General features: G+C 71.0%; 16 protein-coding genes. 8 read left to right on the top strand and 8 right to left on the bottom strand.

Annotated elements, in window-relative coordinates; all coding sequences use genetic code 11:
* Window positions 1-20 precede the first annotated feature (20 nt).
* Both AC1RCS_RS18380 and AC1RCS_RS18375 read left to right on the top strand, forming a co-directional pair.
* Window positions 21-488 (top strand): MerR family DNA-binding transcriptional regulator, encoded by a 468-nt coding sequence (locus AC1RCS_RS18380; RefSeq protein ID WP_492246123.1) that lies wholly within the window; start codon window positions 21-23, stop codon window positions 486-488.
* The gene (locus AC1RCS_RS18375; RefSeq protein ID WP_370627748.1) at window positions 485-943 is read left to right on the top strand and encodes a PaaI family thioesterase; all 459 of its coding nucleotides are present in this window, start codon (window positions 485-487) and stop codon (window positions 941-943) included. Before AC1RCS_RS18380 ends, AC1RCS_RS18375 begins: the two co-directional genes overlap by 4 nt.
* Before the next feature lie 44 nt (window positions 944-987).
* On the opposite strand, the gene AC1RCS_RS18370 is transcribed toward AC1RCS_RS18375, so the two are convergent.
* The 3 genes from AC1RCS_RS18370 to leuA all read right to left on the bottom strand — a co-directional run bounded on the left by AC1RCS_RS18370 (window position 988) and on the right by leuA (window position 4,546).
* Window positions 988-2,088, bottom strand: coding sequence for a 3-deoxy-7-phosphoheptulonate synthase (locus AC1RCS_RS18370; protein WP_492246122.1), 1,101 nt, complete (start codon window positions 2,086-2,088; stop codon window positions 988-990).
* A 142-nt stretch (window positions 2,089-2,230) separates the two neighbouring features.
* Window positions 2,231-2,734 carry a C40 family peptidase gene (locus tag AC1RCS_RS18365; RefSeq protein WP_218296386.1) on the bottom strand — a complete coding sequence of 168 codons (504 nt, stop codon included), beginning with the start codon at window positions 2,732-2,734 and terminating at the stop codon, window positions 2,231-2,233.
* 132 nt (window positions 2,735-2,866) lie between these two features.
* On the bottom strand, window positions 2,867-4,546 hold the full coding sequence (gene leuA / locus AC1RCS_RS18360) for a 2-isopropylmalate synthase (RefSeq protein ID WP_492246121.1): 1,680 nt from the start codon (window positions 4,544-4,546) through the stop codon (window positions 2,867-2,869).
* Window positions 4,547-4,981: 435 nt separating this feature from the next.
* On the opposite strand from leuA, the gene AC1RCS_RS18355 reads away from it, so the two are divergent.
* Window positions 4,982-5,344: a YciI family protein gene (locus tag AC1RCS_RS18355; RefSeq protein WP_492246120.1), complete on the top strand. Its 363-nt coding sequence runs from the start codon at window positions 4,982-4,984 to the stop codon at window positions 5,342-5,344.
* Between the two features lie 9 nt (window positions 5,345-5,353).
* Here the strand turns inward: AC1RCS_RS18355 and AC1RCS_RS18350 are convergent, their stop codons facing one another.
* The 4 genes from AC1RCS_RS18350 to AC1RCS_RS18335 form a co-directional block, all read right to left on the bottom strand.
* Complete coding sequence (locus AC1RCS_RS18350; RefSeq protein ID WP_492246119.1) at window positions 5,354-7,297, bottom strand: putative bifunctional diguanylate cyclase/phosphodiesterase; 1,944 nt, start codon at window positions 7,295-7,297, stop codon at window positions 5,354-5,356.
* 8 nt (window positions 7,298-7,305) lie between these two features.
* Entirely contained in the window at window positions 7,306-7,851 is a 546-nt protein-coding gene (locus AC1RCS_RS18345; RefSeq protein WP_492246118.1) for a YfiR family protein, read from the bottom strand.
* 3 nt (window positions 7,852-7,854) lie between these two features.
* Window positions 7,855-9,870: a TonB-dependent receptor plug domain-containing protein gene (locus tag AC1RCS_RS18340; RefSeq protein ID WP_492246117.1), complete on the bottom strand. Its 2,016-nt coding sequence runs from the start codon at window positions 9,868-9,870 to the stop codon at window positions 7,855-7,857.
* 188 nt (window positions 9,871-10,058) lie between these two features.
* A complete protein-coding gene (locus AC1RCS_RS18335) occupies window positions 10,059-14,027 on the bottom strand; it encodes a WG repeat-containing protein (protein ID WP_492246116.1) in 3,969 nt (1,322 codons plus the stop codon).
* A 260-nt stretch (window positions 14,028-14,287) separates the two neighbouring features.
* Here AC1RCS_RS18335 and AC1RCS_RS18330 point away from each other — a divergent pair, with 260 nt between their 5' ends.
* From AC1RCS_RS18330 to AC1RCS_RS18310, 5 genes are all read left to right on the top strand, one after another.
* Window positions 14,288-14,704, top strand: a complete 417-nt coding sequence (locus tag AC1RCS_RS18330) for a YciI family protein (protein WP_218339320.1) — start codon at window positions 14,288-14,290, stop codon at window positions 14,702-14,704.
* A gap of 29 nt (window positions 14,705-14,733) precedes the next feature.
* Window positions 14,734-15,270, top strand: a complete 537-nt coding sequence (locus tag AC1RCS_RS18325) for an SRPBCC family protein (RefSeq protein ID WP_492246115.1) — start codon at window positions 14,734-14,736, stop codon at window positions 15,268-15,270.
* A 62-nt stretch (window positions 15,271-15,332) separates the two neighbouring features.
* Window positions 15,333-15,740, top strand: a complete 408-nt coding sequence (locus AC1RCS_RS18320) for a VOC family protein (RefSeq protein WP_218296378.1) — start codon at window positions 15,333-15,335, stop codon at window positions 15,738-15,740.
* Window positions 15,741-15,759: 19 nt separating this feature from the next.
* A complete protein-coding gene (locus tag AC1RCS_RS18315; protein ID WP_492246114.1) occupies window positions 15,760-17,064 on the top strand; it encodes an RNA polymerase sigma factor in 1,305 nt (434 codons plus the stop codon).
* 109 nt (window positions 17,065-17,173) lie between these two features.
* Window positions 17,174-17,695, top strand: a complete 522-nt coding sequence (locus AC1RCS_RS18310) for a GFA family protein (RefSeq protein WP_369640934.1) — start codon at window positions 17,174-17,176, stop codon at window positions 17,693-17,695.
* Between the two features lie 20 nt (window positions 17,696-17,715).
* On the opposite strand, the gene AC1RCS_RS18305 is transcribed toward AC1RCS_RS18310, so the two are convergent.
* Window positions 17,716-18,198, bottom strand: a complete 483-nt coding sequence (locus tag AC1RCS_RS18305; protein WP_492246113.1) for a reverse transcriptase-like protein — start codon at window positions 18,196-18,198, stop codon at window positions 17,716-17,718.
* Window positions 18,199-18,230: the final 32 nt, after the last annotated feature.

Here is an 18,230-nt window from a genome sequence, read left to right as displayed (position 1 = left end):
TGCTTGCTAGGCTGCGTGCCATGCAGATATCCGAACTCGCGCAACGCACCTCGGTTTCCGTCCACGCCCTGCGCCACTATGAGCGGCTGGGGCTCCTGCAGCCGCGCCGGCGGGCCAATGGCTACCGCGACTATCCACCGCGCATGCAGCGCGAGGTCGTGTTCATCGCCATGTCGCGCCAGCTTGGCTTCACCCTGCCGCAGATCGCCCTGCGCCTGGGCGCCTACCGGGCAGGCACCCTGCGCACCGAGACCATGGTGCAGGCCCTGCAGGAGCGCGCGCAGGCGCTGGACGAGCAGATCGATGCGCTGCGGGCCCAGAAGCAGCGCGTGCTGGAGCACCAGGCCTGGCTGCAGGCGCAGCAGGCAAGGCCGCGTGCCGCCGCGTCGGCGCCACCGGCGCCCTGGCCGCGCGTGCGGCCCCCCGCCACGCCACCCCCATCGGCCCGCACCCGTCCATCCACCACCTCCGCAAGGAAAGCACCATGACCTCTTTGTCCGCACATTCCGCCGCCGCGCCCATGGACCATCTTCGATCCCTGGTGCTGGCCATGCCCATGGCGCGCACGCTGGGCCTGCGCTTCGTGCGCGCCGAGCCGGGCGCGGTGGAGGTGGAGATTCCGGTGAGCGACGCCTTCTGCTTTCGCCCCGGCCAGTTGCAGGCCACCGCCGTGTTTGCCGTGGCCGACTTCGCCGCCGTGGGCGCGGCCGGCAGCGTGCTGCCGCCGGGCTGGGTGAATGCCACGGTGGACGCCACCGTGAAACTCGTGGCCCCCGCACGGGGCGTGTGCCTGCGGGCGCGCGGGCGCGTCATCGACGCGGCGCGGCTGCTCACGGTGTGCGCGTCCGATGTGTTCGCTGTGGATGCGGATGGCAAGGAAACGCTGTGCGCCACGCTGCTGGCCACGGCCCGCAACATCGACGCCACCGTGGCGCCACGGTAGCTGCCGTGGCCCGCTGCAGAGAGAGCGCCGGGCCGGCGGGTCGGTCAGGCGCGTGCGCGCCGCGCGCGCACGGCGGCGGCCAGGCCTTCCAGCACCGGCACCGTCTGCGCGAAGCTGATGCAGGCATCGGTCACCGACACGCCGGGCGCGAGCGGCTGGCCGGGCACGATGTCCTGGCGGCCTTCCTGCAGGTGGCTCTCGATCATGAGGCCGGTGATGCGCCGGTCGCCCGCGGCGATCTGCCGGGCGACGTCGTCCGCCACGGTGATCTGGCGCTGGTGCTGCTTGCTGCTGTTGGCATGGCTCACGTCGATCATCACCTGCTCGCGCAGGCCCGCCGCCTGGAGCATGGCACAGGCGGCATCCACATCGGCCGCGCTGTAGTTGGGCTGCTTGCCGCCGCGCAGGATCACGTGGCAGTCCTGGTTGCCGCGCGTCTCGAAGATCGCGGCCTGGCCCATCTTGGTCATGCCCATGAAGGCGTGCGACGCCTGCGCGGCCTGGATGGCGTCGCTGGCCACCTTCACGCCGCCGTCGGTGCCGTTCTTGAAGCCCACGGGGCACGAGAGGCCGCTGGCCAGCTGGCGGTGGCTCTGGCTCTCGGTGGTGCGCGCGCCGATGGCGCCCCAGCTCACCAGGTCGCTGATGAACTGCGGCGAGAGCAGGTCCAGGAACTCGGTGCCCACCGGCAGGCCCGTGGCCAGCACGTCCAGCAGCAGCTGGCGCGCCAGCTCCAGCCCCTCGTTGATGGCGAAGCTGCCATCCAGGCGGGGGTCGTTGATGTAGCCCTTCCAGCCCACGGTGGTGCGGGGTTTTTCAAAGTAGACGCGCATCACGATCAGCAGGTCGGCCTGCAGCGCGTCGGCCTGGATCTTCAGCTGGCGCGCGTAGTCCATCGCCTGGTCGTGGTCGTGGATGGAGCAGGGGCCCACCACCACGATGAGCCGGTCGTCCTGGCCGTGCAGCACGCGCGAGATGGCGGCACGGCTGGTTTCCACCAGGGTCTGCGCGGCGTCGGGCGTAGGCAGCCACTCCTGCAGCAGCGCAGGCGTGATGAGCGGGCGCACGGCCTTGATGCGCGTGTCGTCGATGCGTGTCGTGTCGTGGGTGGAGATCGGGGTGGCGGAGCGGTGTGCGTGGGTCATGGTGGCCCCGATTGTCGCGCGGGCGGGGCCATCGGCTGGCCGACGATGTGGTCACACTGCCTGCAACTGGCGCGTCCCGGGCGAGGGACGCCGAGCAAGGGCCGCCCCGCAGCAAGGGCGTCGTCCCCCTCAGGGGGAGCCGCTACGGCCGCCGGAACGCCGCATTCTGCCGCGACCAGTGCCGCGACTGCAGCTGGTCGAGCCGCACCGTGCCGCCGGTGGACGGCGCGTGCACGAAGCGCCCTTCCCCCACGTAGATGCCCGCATGGTTGGGCTGGCGGCCCGTGCCGAACACCACGAGGTCTCCGGCGCGCAGCTCGCTGCCGTCGATGGGGTAGCCCCAGCTGTTGAGCTGCGCCACCGTGCGGGGCGGCGGGGTGCCCACCTGGTTGCGGTACACATAGCCGATCAGCCCGCTGCAATCAAAGCCCGCATCGGGCGTGTTGCCGCCGTAGCGGTACGGCGTGCCCACCAGGCCGAGCGCGTGGATGGCGATGTCGTGCGCCTGCTCCGCGGTCAGGGGTGGGGTGGTGCGTACCGGGGCTGACGAAGAAGGCGACGGGGGCCGCGAGGTGCCGCAGCCGCCCAGCGCCAGCAGGGCGGCGGTGCAGGCGGCCAAGGCCAGTCTGTGAAAAACAACGCGCATGGCCCGAAGGGTAACGGATAGGCCCCGGCGCCTGCGCGGACTCCGCCCATGGCCTGGGGCTATTGGCCAAAAATGCCGCCAGCGCTTGGTGGAAAAGCGCTGGCAGCTATCTTTTTTACAACAGCGGCGGGGTCACACCGCCGCCGTCGCGGCCACGCCCTGGCGCCGCTCTGCCAGCCGGTTGGCCACGCTCACGATGGCCAACACCGACGCCGTCACGATGTTGTGGCTCATGCCCGCGCCGAAGGTGGAGCCGGCCACGCCCTCCATCGCGGCCTCCACGATGGCCAGCGCCTGGGCGTGGGCCCCCGTGCCGGTGGCGCGCTCTTCGTAGTGGTCCACGCGCAGCGGCAGGCCCAGCGCATCCACCGTGGCCGCGATCGGCCCGTTGCCCTGGCCGCGCAAATGCTGGCGCATGCCGTCGATGGTGACGTCGAGCTCGATGCCCTGCCCGTCTTCATCGAGCCGGTGGCTGTGGCAGATGATGGCCGCCCGGGCCGGGGCGCGCAGGTAGGTGGCCTGGAACAGGTCCCACAGTGCCTCGCCGCTCATCTCGCCTTCGCTCGCGTCCGTCTGGCGCTGCACCACGGCGCTGAATTCGACCTGCATGCGGCGCGGCATCACCACGCCGTGTTCGCGCTCCAACAAGAACGCGATGCCGCCCTTGCCCGACTGGCTGTTCACGCGGATCACGCTGTCGTACGTGCGGCCCAGGTCCGCGGGGTCGATGGGCAAGTACGGCACTTCCCACAGCGCGTTCGGGTCCTGCGCCGCAAAGCCCTTCTTGATCGCATCCTGGTGCGAGCCCGAGAACGCGGTGAACACCAGGTCGCCCGCGTAGGGGTGGCGCGGGTGCACCGGCAGCGAGGTGCATTCCTCGGCGATGCGCGCCACCGAGGTGATGTCCGAGAAGTCGAGGTTCGGGTGCACGCCCTGCGTGTACATGTTGAGCGCCAAGGTCACGATGTCCACGTTGCCGCAGCGCTCGCCGTTGCCGAAGAGGCAGCCTTCCACACGGTCGGCACCGGCCATCATCGCGAGTTCCGCCGCGGCCACGCCGGTGCCGCGGTCGTTGTGCGGGTGCACCGAGAGTGTGATGTGCTCGCGGGGGGCGAGGCGCCGGTCCATCCATTCGATCTGGTCGGCGAACACGTTGGGCGTGGCGTTCTCCACCGTGGTGGGCAGGTTGATGATGATGGGGCGGCCGGGGCCGGCGTTCCAGGCCGCGATGGCCGTCTGACAGGCCTTGAGCGACACGTCGAGCTCGGTGGCGCTGAAGGTCTCGGGCGAGTACTGCAGCGTCCACGCTGTGGCGGGCTGCGCGTCGGTGAGCTGCTTGAGGTAGCCCACGTGGTGCGCGATGAGCTGCATCACCTGCGTCACGTTCATGCCGAACACGATGCGCCGCCAGGCAGGCGCCGTGGCGTTGTACAGGTGCACGATGGCGCGGGGTGCGCCCTTCACGGCCTCCACCGTGCGCGCTATCAGGTCCTCGCGCGACTGGGTCATGACCATGATGGTCACGTCAGCGGGGATGAGGTTTTCGTCGATGAGGCGGCGCACGAAGTCGAAGTCGGTCTGCGACGCGGCCGGAAAGCCGACCTCGATCTCCTTGAAGCCGATGCGCACCAGCTCCTGGAAGAGCTTCATCTTGCGCTCGCCGTTCATCGGCTCGAACAGCGCCTGGTTGCCGTCGCGCAGGTCGGTGGAGAGCCACACGGGCGCGCGGGTGATGCTGCGGGTGGGCCACTGGCGGTCGGTCAACGCGACCGGGGCGATGGGCTGGTATTTGGTGGCGGGCTTGGCAATCATGAGAGGCTCCACGAAGGGTGTGTGCGGTGCGCTGAAAAGAAGAATGCGCGGTGCACGGGTCAGACGAAATGAATGAAGAAAACAAAACGTGTGACATCCCCTGCAGCCCTTTGCGTGTGCAAAGGCTGGTTCGCGGGCCGGGGTCAGGGGGAGATCAGGTGTTGCGCTGAGCGGATCAGGCAACGGTGGCGAACGCAGGCAGACCCCGGCCAGGCACTAGTAGGCCTAGCGATAGGGTGGGTAGGAGCATGCTGCGTTGCATAGAGGCTTGAAGATAGCACAGGCTTGCTGCGCTGCGCAAGGTTTTGATGAAAAGTGCCGCCAGCGCTTGATGGATAAGCGCTGATAGCTATAAAAACAGTAGTAAAGGCTGCTGGTAGGATGGCGCCTTTCGCTTTGCCCCCCTCCCCTCTCGCTTCGCCAGGAGACCCTCTCATGCCCTACATGCTGCTCATCATGGAACCCCACGGCCAGCGGGCCGAGCGCGGGCTGGCGGGAGGCCAGGAGGCGTATGCCCGCATGCTGCGCTTTGGCGAGGGCCTGAAGGCCCGGGGCCTGCTGCGCGCCACCGAGTCGCTGGCGTCCACCGACCAGGCCGTGCGCCTGCAGGTGCGCGAAGGGCAGCCCCGGCTGGTGGATGGGCCGTTCGCCGAGACGAAGGAAATGGTGGGTGGCTTCTTCCTGCTCGACTGCGCCACGCGCGACGAGGCCGTGGCCATCGCCCGCGAATGCCCGGCCGCCGAATGGGCCACCATCGAGGTGCGCGAGGTGGCGCCGTGCTACCACGGGGCATCGTGACCTGGGTGGCTAGGCGCGGCGCGTGGTGCCTTCCTGCAGCAGTGCCTGAAACTGCTCCACCGGCATCGGCCGCGCAAACAGGTAGCCCTGCAGCACGTCGCAGCCCTGGTGCACCAGGTAGTCGGCCTGTTCCGGCGTTTCCACCCCTTCGGCCGTGATCTGCAGCCCCAGGCCATGGGCCAGGGCCACGATGGCGTTGACGATGGTGCGGCTGTGTTCGTGGCCGGGCAGGTCCTTGACGAAGCTGCGGTCGATCTTGAGGCGGCGCATCGGCAGCTGCCGCAGGTAGGCCAGCGACGAATAGCCGGTGCCGAAGTCGTCGATGGCCAGGTGGATGCCCAGCTGGCTCAGGCGGTGCAGGGTGTGCGCGCCCGCTTCCATGTTGTCCATGAGCACGGTTTCCGTGAGCTCGATCTCCAGCAGGTGGGCGGGCAGGCCTTCCTCGCGCAGGATGTCCATCACGCGTTCGAGGAACTGCGCATCGCCCAGCTGCCGCGCCGAGATGTTGACCGATACCCGCAGGGGCCCGCCGGCCTGCCACCGGGCGGCATCGCGGCAGGCGGTGCGCATCACCCAGTAGCCCAGCGGGACGATGAGGCCGCAGTCCTCCGCCACCATCACGGCCTCCAGCGGCGGGACATGGCCCAGCTCCGGGTGCGACCAGCGCAGCAGCGCCTCCGCGCCCACCAGCGCCTTGCCGGCGGCGGCGAACAGGGGCTGGTAGTGCAGCGCGATGCCCTCGCCCTGGTCGAGCGCGGCGCGCAGCGCATGCTCGATGGCCTGGCGGCGGACCACCGCCAGGTTCATCGACGCGTCAAACCGCACGCACCGGTTCTTGCCCATGTCCTTGGCCCGGTACATGGCCGTGTCGGCGTTGCTCACGAGGCTGTCCATGTCCGCCGCATCGTCTGGAAAGATGGCGATCCCGGCGCTGCAGGTCATGGTCACCTGCTGGCCCACTTCGGTGAAGGTGGGGCGAAAGACGCCCACGATGCGCTGGCCGTAGGTGATCAGTGCCGCGTCGTCCATGTCCAGCCGCAGGATCACGGCGAACTCGTCGCCGCCCAGGCGCGAGATCGCGTCGGCGGCGCGCACCACGGACTGCAGGCGCCGGGCCACCTGGCGCAGGAGGCCGTCCCCGGCCGCGTGCCCGAAGGTGTCGTTGAGGGTCTTGAAGTTGTCCAGGTCGATGTAGACCAGGGCGACGCGGGAGCCCAGGCCGCGCGCGCGCTCGATCTCGGCGGCCAGGCGTTCGTTGAACGCGTGCCGGTTTCCGGTGCCGGTGACCGCGTCGGTGTGGGCGAGCGTGTGCAGGCGGTTTTCGGCGTTGCGCACGGCCGCCTGGCTGCGCAGCACCATCGCGGCCGCCAGGGCCATCACGCACCCCGCGATCAGCAGCGCGCTGACGAAGCGGATGGCCAGGCGGGCGTACACCGCGCTCATGGACTTGCGAAAGTACAGCGTCCCCGACACCACGCCGCCCATCTCCACGGGCCGTGCGATCTCCAGCACGCGCAGCCCCGCGCGCTCGGCCACACCGGCCATGCCCGCGGCCGGCAGCGTGGCGGGAAAAGCCTGGTCCGCGTCGCGTGCGTAGTGGGCCAGCAGCAGGCCCTGCCGGTCGTAGACGTCCGCGCCCAGCACCATCGGCGACGCCTTCAGCGCCCCCAGCATCTCGCTGGCCGTGTGCGCATCCTGGAACATCACCGCGGCCGAGATGTTGTCGGCCACGATCGCCGCCTCCACCCGGCTGTCCTGCAGCATGGACTGCCGCGTGCTCCAGTAGTCCACGCCCGTGAGCGCCAGCACCACCGTCAGCAGCGCCAGGCCCGCGGCCAGGAGGCCGGTGGCCACGAGCCGCGACGACGGCAGGGGCTGCGCGGCCCCCGGCTCCTGCGCGGGGGCCTGCGGCATGGCGGGCGCCTTCGTTTTTTCCTGATTCTTCTTCGTCATCATCGTCATCATCTGGCCGCCCTGGCCAGCCGCAGCAGTCGGGAGCTCACGGACAGGCCCGCGCGCGCGGTGGCATCGGTGTTGATGGCGAACACGATGCGGTTCTTCTGCTGGCCGAGCGTGATCATGATGTCGGGGCTGCCTGCGGCGTCCTCATCGGCCACCGTCAGGATGCCGTGGGCGGGCGGCAGGGCTCGCAGCGCGCGCAGCACCGGCTCGATGTCGGCGCCGTGCAGGATGAGCACGCGGCAATGGCGCAGCTCGGCCAGTTCCAGCAGCCTCACACGGATGGGCCGCCCCTTGCGGGCGGGCTTGCCCTCCAGGGTCGTCAGGGCGCGCTTGAGCGGACTGAAGGGAGAGATGCACAGGGGCCAGTCGCCGTCGGTGGCCAGGTCGCTGTCGGGCCATTCGATGAACTGGATGAAGTTGAAGATGTAGGCGGCCTTGAGATCGGGTTCCTCCACGGGGTTGGTGGCATGCGCCAGGCCCCCCGCCCAGCACAGCACGCACAGCCCGGCCCACAGCAGGTTGCGCAGGCGCAGGGCGTGGGACATGGCTCAGAACCCGTAGGTGAGCTTGACGCGGTAGGTCCGTCCATCCTGCCGGATCGAGTCTTCGCGGATTTCGTAGGAGGCGGGGTCCGCGTGGCGGCGGTTGAAGACGTTGTACACGCCCACCGACACATCCACGTCCCCCAGGCGCTTCGTGTAGACGAGGTTGGCCAGGACGTGCGCAGGCAGGCGCGCGTTCGCGAGCGTCCTGCGCGCGCCCACGCCAATGGCCTCGACGGCATACTGCCCCGGCCTGCCCTGCCCCGGGGCCGCGAGCGCCAGCGTGTCCGACCACTGCAGCTTGAGCAGGTGCCGGGGGGAGTTGGTCAGCGTCTCGGGTGCGCCCGCGTCGCGCGCCTTCTGCCACCCGTAGGCCACGCGCAGGCGCGACCCTCCTTGCCAGCGCTGCTCCACCTCGGTCTCCATGCCATGCACGCGCACGCCCCGCGCGTTGCCGAACCTGAGCCTGTCCGGGATGCCCGCGTCCCCCAGCGAGATCAGGTCGGTCACCTCGGACCTGAACGCCGTCAACAGCATGCGCGTGGTGCCGGTGGGGGCGTGTTCCAGCGCCAACTCCGTGGTGCGCACCTTTTCGAGCCGCAGGCCCGCCAGATCGACGATGCCGCCGGGCAGGTCCACCCGGTAGTCGCGCTCGTAGGCGTTGGGCGGCCGGTAGGCCGTGCCATGCAGCAGCTTGACGGCCGTGGCCGGGTTCCACCAGTACACCAGGCCCAGCCGGGGGTGGAAGCTGCCGTCGCTGCCCGACTGCTTGCCCCACCGCAGGCCCGCGTGCAGGGTGAGCGTGGGCGCCAGCGCGAACTCGTCCTGGACATAGATGCCCAGCGCGTTCCCCGCGCGGCGGGTATCCAGGTATTGCACGGGCGGATCCACGTCGGCATTGAGCTGCCGGATGCGGGTGTCGCGCCGGTAGTCGACGCCCCACGCGAGCTTGTGGCGTGCAAGGGCCGTGCTCACCCACTGCCATTCCGTGCCCCACCATTGGCCGGTGCCCACGTCGCGGTTGAGCGTGGGCGGCGGATAGTCGTACGCGTAGTCGCCCACGAAGCGGTAGTGCCCGGCGTGGACGCGCCCGGTGAACGCGAGGGAGGGCTGCAGCTGGCTCGCATACTCGGCCGCGACGCGGGTGGTGGTGTCGATGGACCGCGAGCGCGGGTCATTGAAGGTCTGCGAGAACGCCGCGGTGGGCGTGCCCTTGCTGCGCTCGCCGTGCGCCAGGGTGAGGCTCAGGCCGTCGCGCTGCATCCGCGCGAACAGCTGGGTGCTGCGGTCGAAATCCAGGCGCTGCGCGACGCCCTGGTTGCTGGCCGGCGTGTCGAACGCGGCGAAGTACTGGTCCGCGCCCCGGCTGCTCGCGCGCGTCAGCGCGATCAGCCAGTCCCCGCCCTGTGCGTCCACGGTTCCCACCGAGAAGCGGGCCTTGGCGCTGCCGTGGCTGCCGGCCGCCACGCTCAGCTGCGGGCCGGCCAGCTGGCGGCCGTCGCGCGTGATGACGTTGACCACGCCGAAGAACGCATTGGGTCCATAGACGGCGGAGCCCGGCCCCGGCACGAACTCCACGCGGTCCACCAGGTCCAGGTCCAGCGGGAAGTCGGTGCCGATGGTGGCCTGGTCGTAGAGGTTGTCATTGAAGCGCACGCCATTGACCAGCAGCAGCACGCGGGTGTTGTAGTCGCCCGGCGTGGCGAAGCCGCGCGTGCCCAGGTAGTGGTAGGAGCGGTCGTACGACACATACAGCCCGCGCATGCTGCCCAGCACCTCGGCCAGCGTGCGGTAGCCGAAGAGCCGGATGTCGTCGGCGGTCACCACGCTCACCAGGGCGGGTGCTTCCAGGGTGGTCTGCGTGTACCGGCTGGCGGTCCGGACTTCCATCTGCACGAGCTGTTCCAGCGGCAGATGGGCGATGTCCGCCTGCGCGATGGCGTGGGAGAGTCCGCTGCAAAGGAGGGCCAGCGCCATGCGCTGTGGCCACTGTGCCGGGCGATGGTCCGATCCTCTTGTCATGGGCGTTGCACCCGTTGTGGCGGTGGCTCCTGTGTGCGAGACCAAGCGTTCCGGAGGTTCGTGGGTCGGTGGGGCGAGTGTTTACAAATTGTATCCACCAGCAGGCCCGGCAGGCCCCCGGGGGGATCGGTGATGACCCTAGGAAAAATGTAAAAGGTGGCCGCAGCAGCCGGTCGGCCGGCTGGGGCTCAGTCCCCTGCCGCCGAATCCCCGCGGTGGGCGAAGGCCAGGCCCACGCGGCGGTACAGGCGGCGCCAGCCGAACAGGTAGACCACCACCAGGGCCGCCGCGACCGCGAGCCAGGGGCTCTGGGGGCTGGCGAACACAAACCGCCACGCCCAGTACAGTTCGGAGAAGCCCATGAGCGCGAACGTCCCCAGCCCGATCCACGCGCCTTCCGCCCGCCAGGCAGCCACCGAGACGAACGCGTGGCCCACCCAGGCCGCCAGGCCCAGCAGCAGGTGGGTGGCCCAGGCCAGCACCGGCCGCTGCTCGAACCAGCCCGCCAGTCCGGTGAGGGTGGGCGGCGTGCCGGACCGGGCGGTCACGGCGGCCTGCACCAGGAACGCGGCCAGCACGCCCTGGTGCTGCAGACGGCGGGCGGCGGTGCCCTGCCCCTTCAGCGCGGAATCGACCACGTGGCGTGCCAGCCAGCCGCCCACGCCGCCGGCGCGGGGGGTGCCGCCTGCGGCATCCCCGTCATCGCGGGGCAGGCGCGCGGCGGCTTCCCGGGCCTGGCCGTGCAGGGCCTGGGGCACATGTTCCATGGCGCTGGCGCAGCGGCGCACCGCGTGGGCGCAGACCGCCACGGTGCGCAGCGCGGGCGGGATCTGCTCCAGCCGCCAGCCGCCCTCCTGCACATGCGCGATGCAGGCTTCCTCGCTGAGCATGTCGGGAGGGATCTGGCCGAAATCCTTCACGCCCTGGCGCAGCGCCGCCGCATAGCGCGCGGGGGTCATGAGACGCTTGGGCACGAAGCGCACCGTGTCCTCGTCGGCCGCCAGGGCGGCATCGACCATGGCGTGGGTGATGCGTTCGCGCGGCACATCGGCCAGGGTGCGCGGGTGCGACTGCAGCCGTGCGATCAGCGTGGCGTCATCGGCCGCCTGGGCCTGGCCCTGCGCCAGGCCTTGCAGCCAGCGCGTGTCCTCGGCGGCATCCCACTGCGCGGCGTAGGGCGACTGCAGCGACAGCACCGTGGAGGCCTCGAGCGCCGCTTCCTGCGTGCGGCCCAGGGCGCGCAAGGCGCTGGCCAGGATGTAGCGCGCATGCTCTTCGTGGCGCACGCGGCCGAGGCCCAGGCGGGCGTCGGCCATCGCGTCTTCAGGGTCGCCCGCCCACAGCCGAGCCCAGGCGCGCTGCACGTGCCAGTGGCTGGCCTCGCGGGGTTCGCCGTCCCGGCGGGCCTGGTCCAGGTCGTCCGCGATGAGCCGGGTGGTGACGTCCTCGCGCAGCGCGGGCGGTACGGCGAGGAACATGTCCCAGCGGTCCTGCAGCGCGGCCACGCACACGTCGGTGGTGCGCAGCGCCGCAGGAATCTTGTCCAGCGACAGGCCGTTGGCGCGCGCCGAGGCCAGGCACAGCGCGGGCGTGAGCATGTCGGCGGGAATGTGCTCGATCAGGCAGCCGTAGTCGTGCCGCACGGCGCGCTCGGCCAGCGCGGGCGTGATCTTGCGCGGGTCGATGTAGCTGATGTTGTAGATGTCGGCCTGCAGGGCGGCCTGCTCCACCGCATCGGTGCGCAGCCAGTGCGCCAGGTCCTTGAGCGGCGCCTGGGCGCGCACCGCCTTGAGCGCGAGCTCGGGCGTGAGCAGGCAGCCCCACACGTCGCACAGGCTGTTGTGGTCCCAGGTGGCGGGGATGCCGCTGTTGCGCTCGTCGCGCCAGTCCCATTCGGGCTGGCCGGCATACAGGCTGCGTGCCAGGGCCAGGGCTTCGGCGGTCATGCATTCGGGCGGGATGCCGGCCGCCTCGCGCAGGCCCCGGCGCACCAGCGATTCGAGCCGTGCGGTTGTCCGCCAGGCCGCAGGCACGTATTCCAGCGCCGCCACGTTCGCATCCAGGGCGGCATCCACCATCGCATCGTCCAGCCACTGCGCGGGCACATGGGCGATCGCATGGCGGTCGTTGCACACGGCGCGCAGCCATTCATCACGTGTCCGGGGCGGCTGCGTGGCCGGCGCGCCCTCGGGGGGCCGGCTGTCCAGCGCCGGGCCGTCGCTGTCCGGGCCTTCGGGCTCGCCGCCGTGGCCGGGCGGTTCCGTGGCGGGGCCGGCGCCGCGCGCGCGCTGCGCCAGCTGCAGCGCGTCGATGCTGGGCGCGGCCATGAGCCACAGTTCCCACCACACATCGCCGTCGCCCGAGTCCGAATGCTTGTACAGCGTGAGCCACTGTTCGCGCGCCTCGTGCAGCGCGCCGCCGTCGCCCGGCAGGGGCTTGGCCATTGTCACGGGCCAGGCCTGCGTGTAGTCGCCCTGGCGGCGCCAGGGGACGGCGTGCTCCGGGTTCGGGTCGGCGGCGCCAAAACGCGCGCTCAGCTGCTGCACCATCGCCACGCGGGCTTCGTCCACCGCGCGGTTGAGGTCGGTGCACAGGAATTCGTAGGGGCCGTTGTGCGATTCGCTCAGGTAGGCGCGCATCACCCGCCGCACGACCACGGTGCGGCCGGCCTGCACCTGGCCGGGGTCCTGCTCCCCGTCGTCATCTTCATCTTCATCGTCGCCGTCCACGGGTTCGTCGGGCGCGAGTTCATCGCCCGCCGCCAGGCGGTGGAGCCGGGCCTCGGCGTCGGCCAGCAGGTCCACGGCCAGCGGCACGATGCCGTCGAGCGTCTTGAGGTTTTCCAGGTGGTCGGTGAGCGGCGCGTGGAAGAACGGCCCGGGGGGCCAGCAGTTCTCGCGCACGCCGCTGCGCCACAGGGGCGTGCCCCCGGCGTCGAGCAAGGCCACCTGCTGGCCGTCGTAGTGCGCGCGCCAGGCGACGGCGCCCTCGCCGTCGATAAAGGCCAGTTGTCCGTCGCGGGTCAGAAACGGCACCAGCGGCGTGTCCGGCGGGTGCCCTACCAGCCAGCCATCGCCATCGGTCAGCGGCTCCAGCAGGTGGTCGGGCGCGGGCACGAAACGGCCGTCCGGGTGCAGCAGGCCCCAGTGCGCCGGGGCCGCTGTGGTGGCATCGGCCGCGCCCTTGCGCACGGCGGCGGCGGTGCGCACGACGGCAAAGCCGCTTTCCGCCGAGAAATCCGTGCCGTAGCTCAGCGGCGGGGCCGCAAGGGGTTTGCCGTCGGCCGTGAGAAAGCCCGTGCCGTCATAGCTGTTGGCGGCCACGCCGCAGGCCATGCGCCGCGAGAGGTGGCGCCCGCCTTTCACGACCACCTTGCCGCGCGCGTTGAGGTAGCCATGGCCGTTGTCCCAGGCATGGGGTTCGTCGAAGAAGGCCAGGCCCTCGGCATTGAAGGCATCGATGCGCGGGTAGCGGGGCTCCAGCACCCAGCGGCCTTGTGCGTCGATGAGGCCGTAGGTGTCGCCGTCCAGCGAGGCGGCCGTGGCGGTGGATTCGCCAAACGGCCGCGCGTCGCGAAAGCAGGGCTCGATCACCCAGCGCCCCGTGCGGTCCACGAAGCCCTGGGTGCGCTGGTTGCTGGCCTTCTTCCACAGCGTGGCGCGCGCCAGGCCATTGGCGCCGAAGGGGCTCAGCTCATGGAACACCTCGTCGCAGGTGGTGTGGCCGGTGCGGTCGATGATGCGCCAGGCATCCTGGCCCACCTGCACCGCGCACAAACCGTTGCGAAACGGCTGGGCGTTGTCGAATGCGGGAGGGATGGCCACCGTCCCCGCCAGGTCCATGAACCCCCAGCGCCCGCCGTCGCAGAAGCGGGCCAGCCCGTCCTCGGAAAAACTGCGCGCGTTCTGCAGCGTGGGCGGCACGCGCCACCGGCCCTCGCCGTCGATGTAGCCCCACGGGCCGTGGGCCGCCCGGGCTGCGCCGATCCAGCCGCCGCGCCCGTCGGCCCAGAAGCGCAGCACCTCGCCCAGGCCTTCGGCGGGGACCACGGCCCGGCCCGGGTGGACGATGACCAGCGCGAGGGCCTGGTGGCCGGGCATGAGCGGGATGCTGGCCAGCCAGGGGGGTGTTGGTTCAGTGTCGTTGTGGCTGGTCATTGCGGTCGGGTCCCTCGCGCGGCATCCTACCGAGGCAGATCGCTATGGCCGGTAACCATTTGCACGGCTTGGCGGATACGCCACAGCGGGCGGCGCTGCGGGCGTGTGGCGCAGGCCGGGCCGCGCCCCACCCTCTTTTTCTAAGTAAAAACCCTGAACCAGCCACCAAGCTGTCGATCTGCCACGGGTTCGTCCGTCGTGCTGGTGAAGGCCACGGATCGCGCCATGGCCCGCCCCCCTGACACCCCGAGGAGAACCCCATGCGATTCATGATCATCGTGAAAGCCACCGCAGAATCCGAGCGCGGCGACATGCCCACCGAACCCCTGATGGCCGCCATGGCCCGCTACCACGAAGAGCTGGCCCGGGCGGGCGTGCTGCTGGACGGCAGCGGCCTCAAGCCCAGCGCGCAGGGCTGGCGCGTGCGCTACGGCGCGGCCGGGGCGCGCACCACCATCACCGACGGTCCCTTCACCGAGACCAAGGAGCTCATCGCCGGCTACACGCTGATCCAGGTGCGCGACCGCGACGAGGCGCTGGAATGGACACGCCGCTTCCCCAACCCGCGCGGCGAGGGCCTGGAGGCCGAGATCGAGGTGCGCCCGCTCTACGAGATGGAGGACTTCGCCGCCGTGGAGGGCGTCGAGCACTTCCGCGACCTGGAAGCCCGCCGCTGAACCGCTGCACCTGCCTGGAGACCATCGCCATGATCAAGACCATCGCCCTCGTGCTGCTCGCCGCCCTGGCGCTGCTGCTGGCGTTTGCCGCCACCCGCCCCGACAGCTTCCGCGTGGAGCGCAGCCGCGTGATCCCCGCGCCGCCAGAACGTGTGTACGGGCTCATCCACGACCTGCGCCAGTTCAACACCTGGAACCCGTATGAACGCAAGGACCCCGCCGCCAAGGGCCAGTACAGCGCCACCACCGCAGGCCCCGGCGCGCGCTATGCGTGGCAGGGCGACAAGGTGGGCACTGGCAGCATGGAGATCGTCGACGCCACGGCCCCCGCGCGGGTTGCGATGAAGCTCGACTTTGTGGCCCCGTTCGAGGCCCACAACCAGGTGGAATTCACGCTCCAGCCCGAGGGCTCCGGCGCCACGCGCGTCACCTGGGCCATGCAGGGTCCCGTGCCGTACGTCGCCAAGATCGCCCACCTGTTCTTCAACATGGACCGCATGGTCGGCCAGGACTTCGAGGACGGCCTGACCAACCTGCAGGCCGTGGCGCAAAAACCAGCGACCTGAACCGCGCACCTTTGCCAAACCTTCTGTTTCCCTTTACCTTCCCACCCCTTCAGGAGCCTTTCATGCACAAGCAAATCTTCGTGAACCTGCCCATCGAGAACATGGCCCGCTCGCAGGCGTTCTTCCGCGCGCTGGGCTACGAGTTCAACCCCGAGTTCACCAACGAACAGGGCGCCTGCCTGGTGGTGGGCGAGAACCTGTTCGTGATGCTGCTGGTCAGGGACTTCTACCAGACCTTCACCAGCAAGGCGATCGCCGACGCACGCACCACCTCGGAGGTGCTGGTGTGCTTCTCGTGCGACAGCCGCGAGGAGGTCGATGCCCTCGTCGCCAAGGCCGTGGCGGCCGGCGGCACCTCGCCGCGCCCGGTGCAGGACCTGGGCTTCATGTATTCGCGCAGCTTCGACGACCTGGACGGCCACAGCTGGGAGTTCGTGCACATGGTGGATGCCAGCAAGGCGCTGGGCTGAGCTTTCACCGAGGCCACCGATGCACAACCCCCGCAGTCCCGATGCCGATGCCAGCGCCGATGCCCTGCACCGCACCATCGATTCGGTGTGGCGCATCGAGGCCGCGCGCATCATCGCCAGCGTGGCGCGCATGACGCGCGACGTGGGCCGGGCCGAGGAGCTGGCGCAGGACGCGCTGGTGGCCGCGCTGGAGCACTGGCCCGCCACCGGCCTGCCCGCGAACCCGGGGGCATGGCTCATGACCACGGCCAAGCGCCGCGCCATCGACCACCTGCGCCAGCAGGCGGTGCATGCGCGCGAGCACGAGGCGCTGGGCAAGGACCTGCAGGCGCTCGAAGCCCAGTACGCCCCCGACGTGGTGGACGCCCTGGTCGCTGCGCAGCAGGACGACATCGGCGACGACCTGCTGCGCCTGATCTTCACCGCCTGCCACCCCGTGCTGCCCACCGAGGCGCGCGTGGCGCTCACGCTACGGCTGCTGGGCGGCCTCACCACGGCCGAGATCGCACGGGCGTTCCTGGTGCCCGAGCCCACCGTCGCGCAGCGCATCGTGCGGGCCAAGCGCAGCCTGTCGGCCGCCCACGTGCCCTTCGAGGTGCCGGGCGCGGCCGAGCGCGCGCCGCGCCTGGCGTCGGTGCTCGAAGTCATCTACCTCGTCTTCAACGAAGGCTACGCGGCCACGGCGGGCGACGACTGGATGCGCCCTGCCCTGTGCGGCGAAGCCCAGCGCCTGGTGCGCGTGCTGGCCAGCCTGGTGCCCGACGAGCCCGAGGTGCAGGGGCTGGTGGCGCTGCTGGAAATCCAGGCCTCGCGCCTGCCCGCGCGCACCGATGGCGAGGGCCGGCCCGTGCTGCTCATGGACCAGGACCGCGCGCGGTGGGACCGGCTGCTGGTGCGCCGGGGCCTGGCCGCGCTCGACAAGGCCGAGCAGCTGGCGCGCGCGGGCCATGCCTGGGGCCCCTACGCGCTGCAGGGCGCGATCGCCGCCTGCCATGCCCGCGCGCGGCGCGCCCAGGACACCGACTGGGCCCACATCGTGGCGCTGTACGACGCGCTCGCGCAGGTGGCGCCCTCGCCCGTCGTGGCGCTGAACCGCGCCGTGGCGGTGGGCATGGCCGAAGGCCCGGCGGCGGCGCTGCGGCTGGTGGACGAGATCGCGGCGGACCCCGTGCTGGCCCAGTACCACTGGCTGCCCAGCGTGCGCGGCGACCTGCTGGCCAAGCTGGGCCGCGTGGCCGAGGCGCGCGCCGAGTTCGAGCGCGCGGCGGGCCTCACGCGCAACGCGCAGGAAAAGGCGCTGCTGCTGGCGCGCGCGGGCGGCTGAACGGCGCTTGCACCCCGGGGCCGGGCACCGCGCGCGGCGGCCGCGTGATTTTGTCCCGCGCTTTCGCCAAAATGGTGACTCGTTCCGTTTTGCCGCCCACCGCCCTGCCATGACGCACCCAGACCCCGTGTTCCCGCTGGACGGCGGCTGTACCTGCCGCCATGTCCGCTACCGCATGCTCACCGCGCCGCTTTTCGTGCACTGCTGCCATTGCCGCTGGTGCCAGCGGGAAAGCGGGGCGTCGTTCGCCTTGAACGCCATGATCGAGGCCGACAGGCTGGCGCTGCGGGTGGGCGAGGTCGACCTGGTGGACACTCCGTCCGAAAGCGGCTTTGGCCAGAAGATCGCGCGCTGCCCGCACTGCCGCGTGGCGGTGTGGAGCCACTACTCCGGCGCGGGCCCGCTCGTCGCCTTCGTGCGCGTGGGCACGCTGGACGCGCCGGACCACCTGCCGCCCGACATCCACATCTACACCGCGTCGAAGCAGCCCTGGGTGGTGCTTGCGCCCGGCACGCCCGCCGTGGCGCAGTATTACGACCGGGACGCCCACTGGCCCCCCGGCAGCCTGGCCCGCCGCCAGACCCTGCTGCCCCGCATCAACGCCTACCGCGAGGCCCTGGGCCTGGACTGAGCGCGCAGCGCGCCGGCCGGTCAGCGCCGCTTTTTCCTGGTGCGGGTGTGGTGCTTCGTGGACGGCTTGGGCGCCAGGCCCAGCGCGCCGCGCGCGAGGGTGTCGGCCTGGCCATTGCGGTGGCGCGGAATCCAGCGCACCGCCACATCGCCCACGGCCTGCATCAGCCCGCGCACCTCGTCGAACAGCAAGGCCAGCCGCGCGACGGGCGCGGCGCGCGCACCACCGGGGGCGAGCTGCTCCACCAACACGCTGTTGTCGCTGTACACCCGCACGCCAGCGGTTGCAGCGGTGCCCTGGGCCTGCAGCCAGCGCAGCGCCAGGGCCAGCGCCCTCAGCTCGGCCTCGTTGTTGCAGCCGGTGAAGGTGGTGGCCTCGGACAGCTGCTGCGCCACCGTGCCATCGGGCGCGTGCACCACCGCGCCCAGCCCCATGCGCCCCGGGTTGGGCACGGCGCTGCCGTCGCAATGGATCACCCAGGGGGCGGCGTTGTCGTCAGGCACGGAAAACGCGCGGCAGATACCGGCGCGGCGCG

The organism is Acidovorax sp. GW823-FHT01C06, assembly GCF_058798375.1.
The sequence above is the reverse complement of the archived record's forward strand: the minus strand, read 5'-3'. Positions and strand labels throughout refer to the sequence as shown.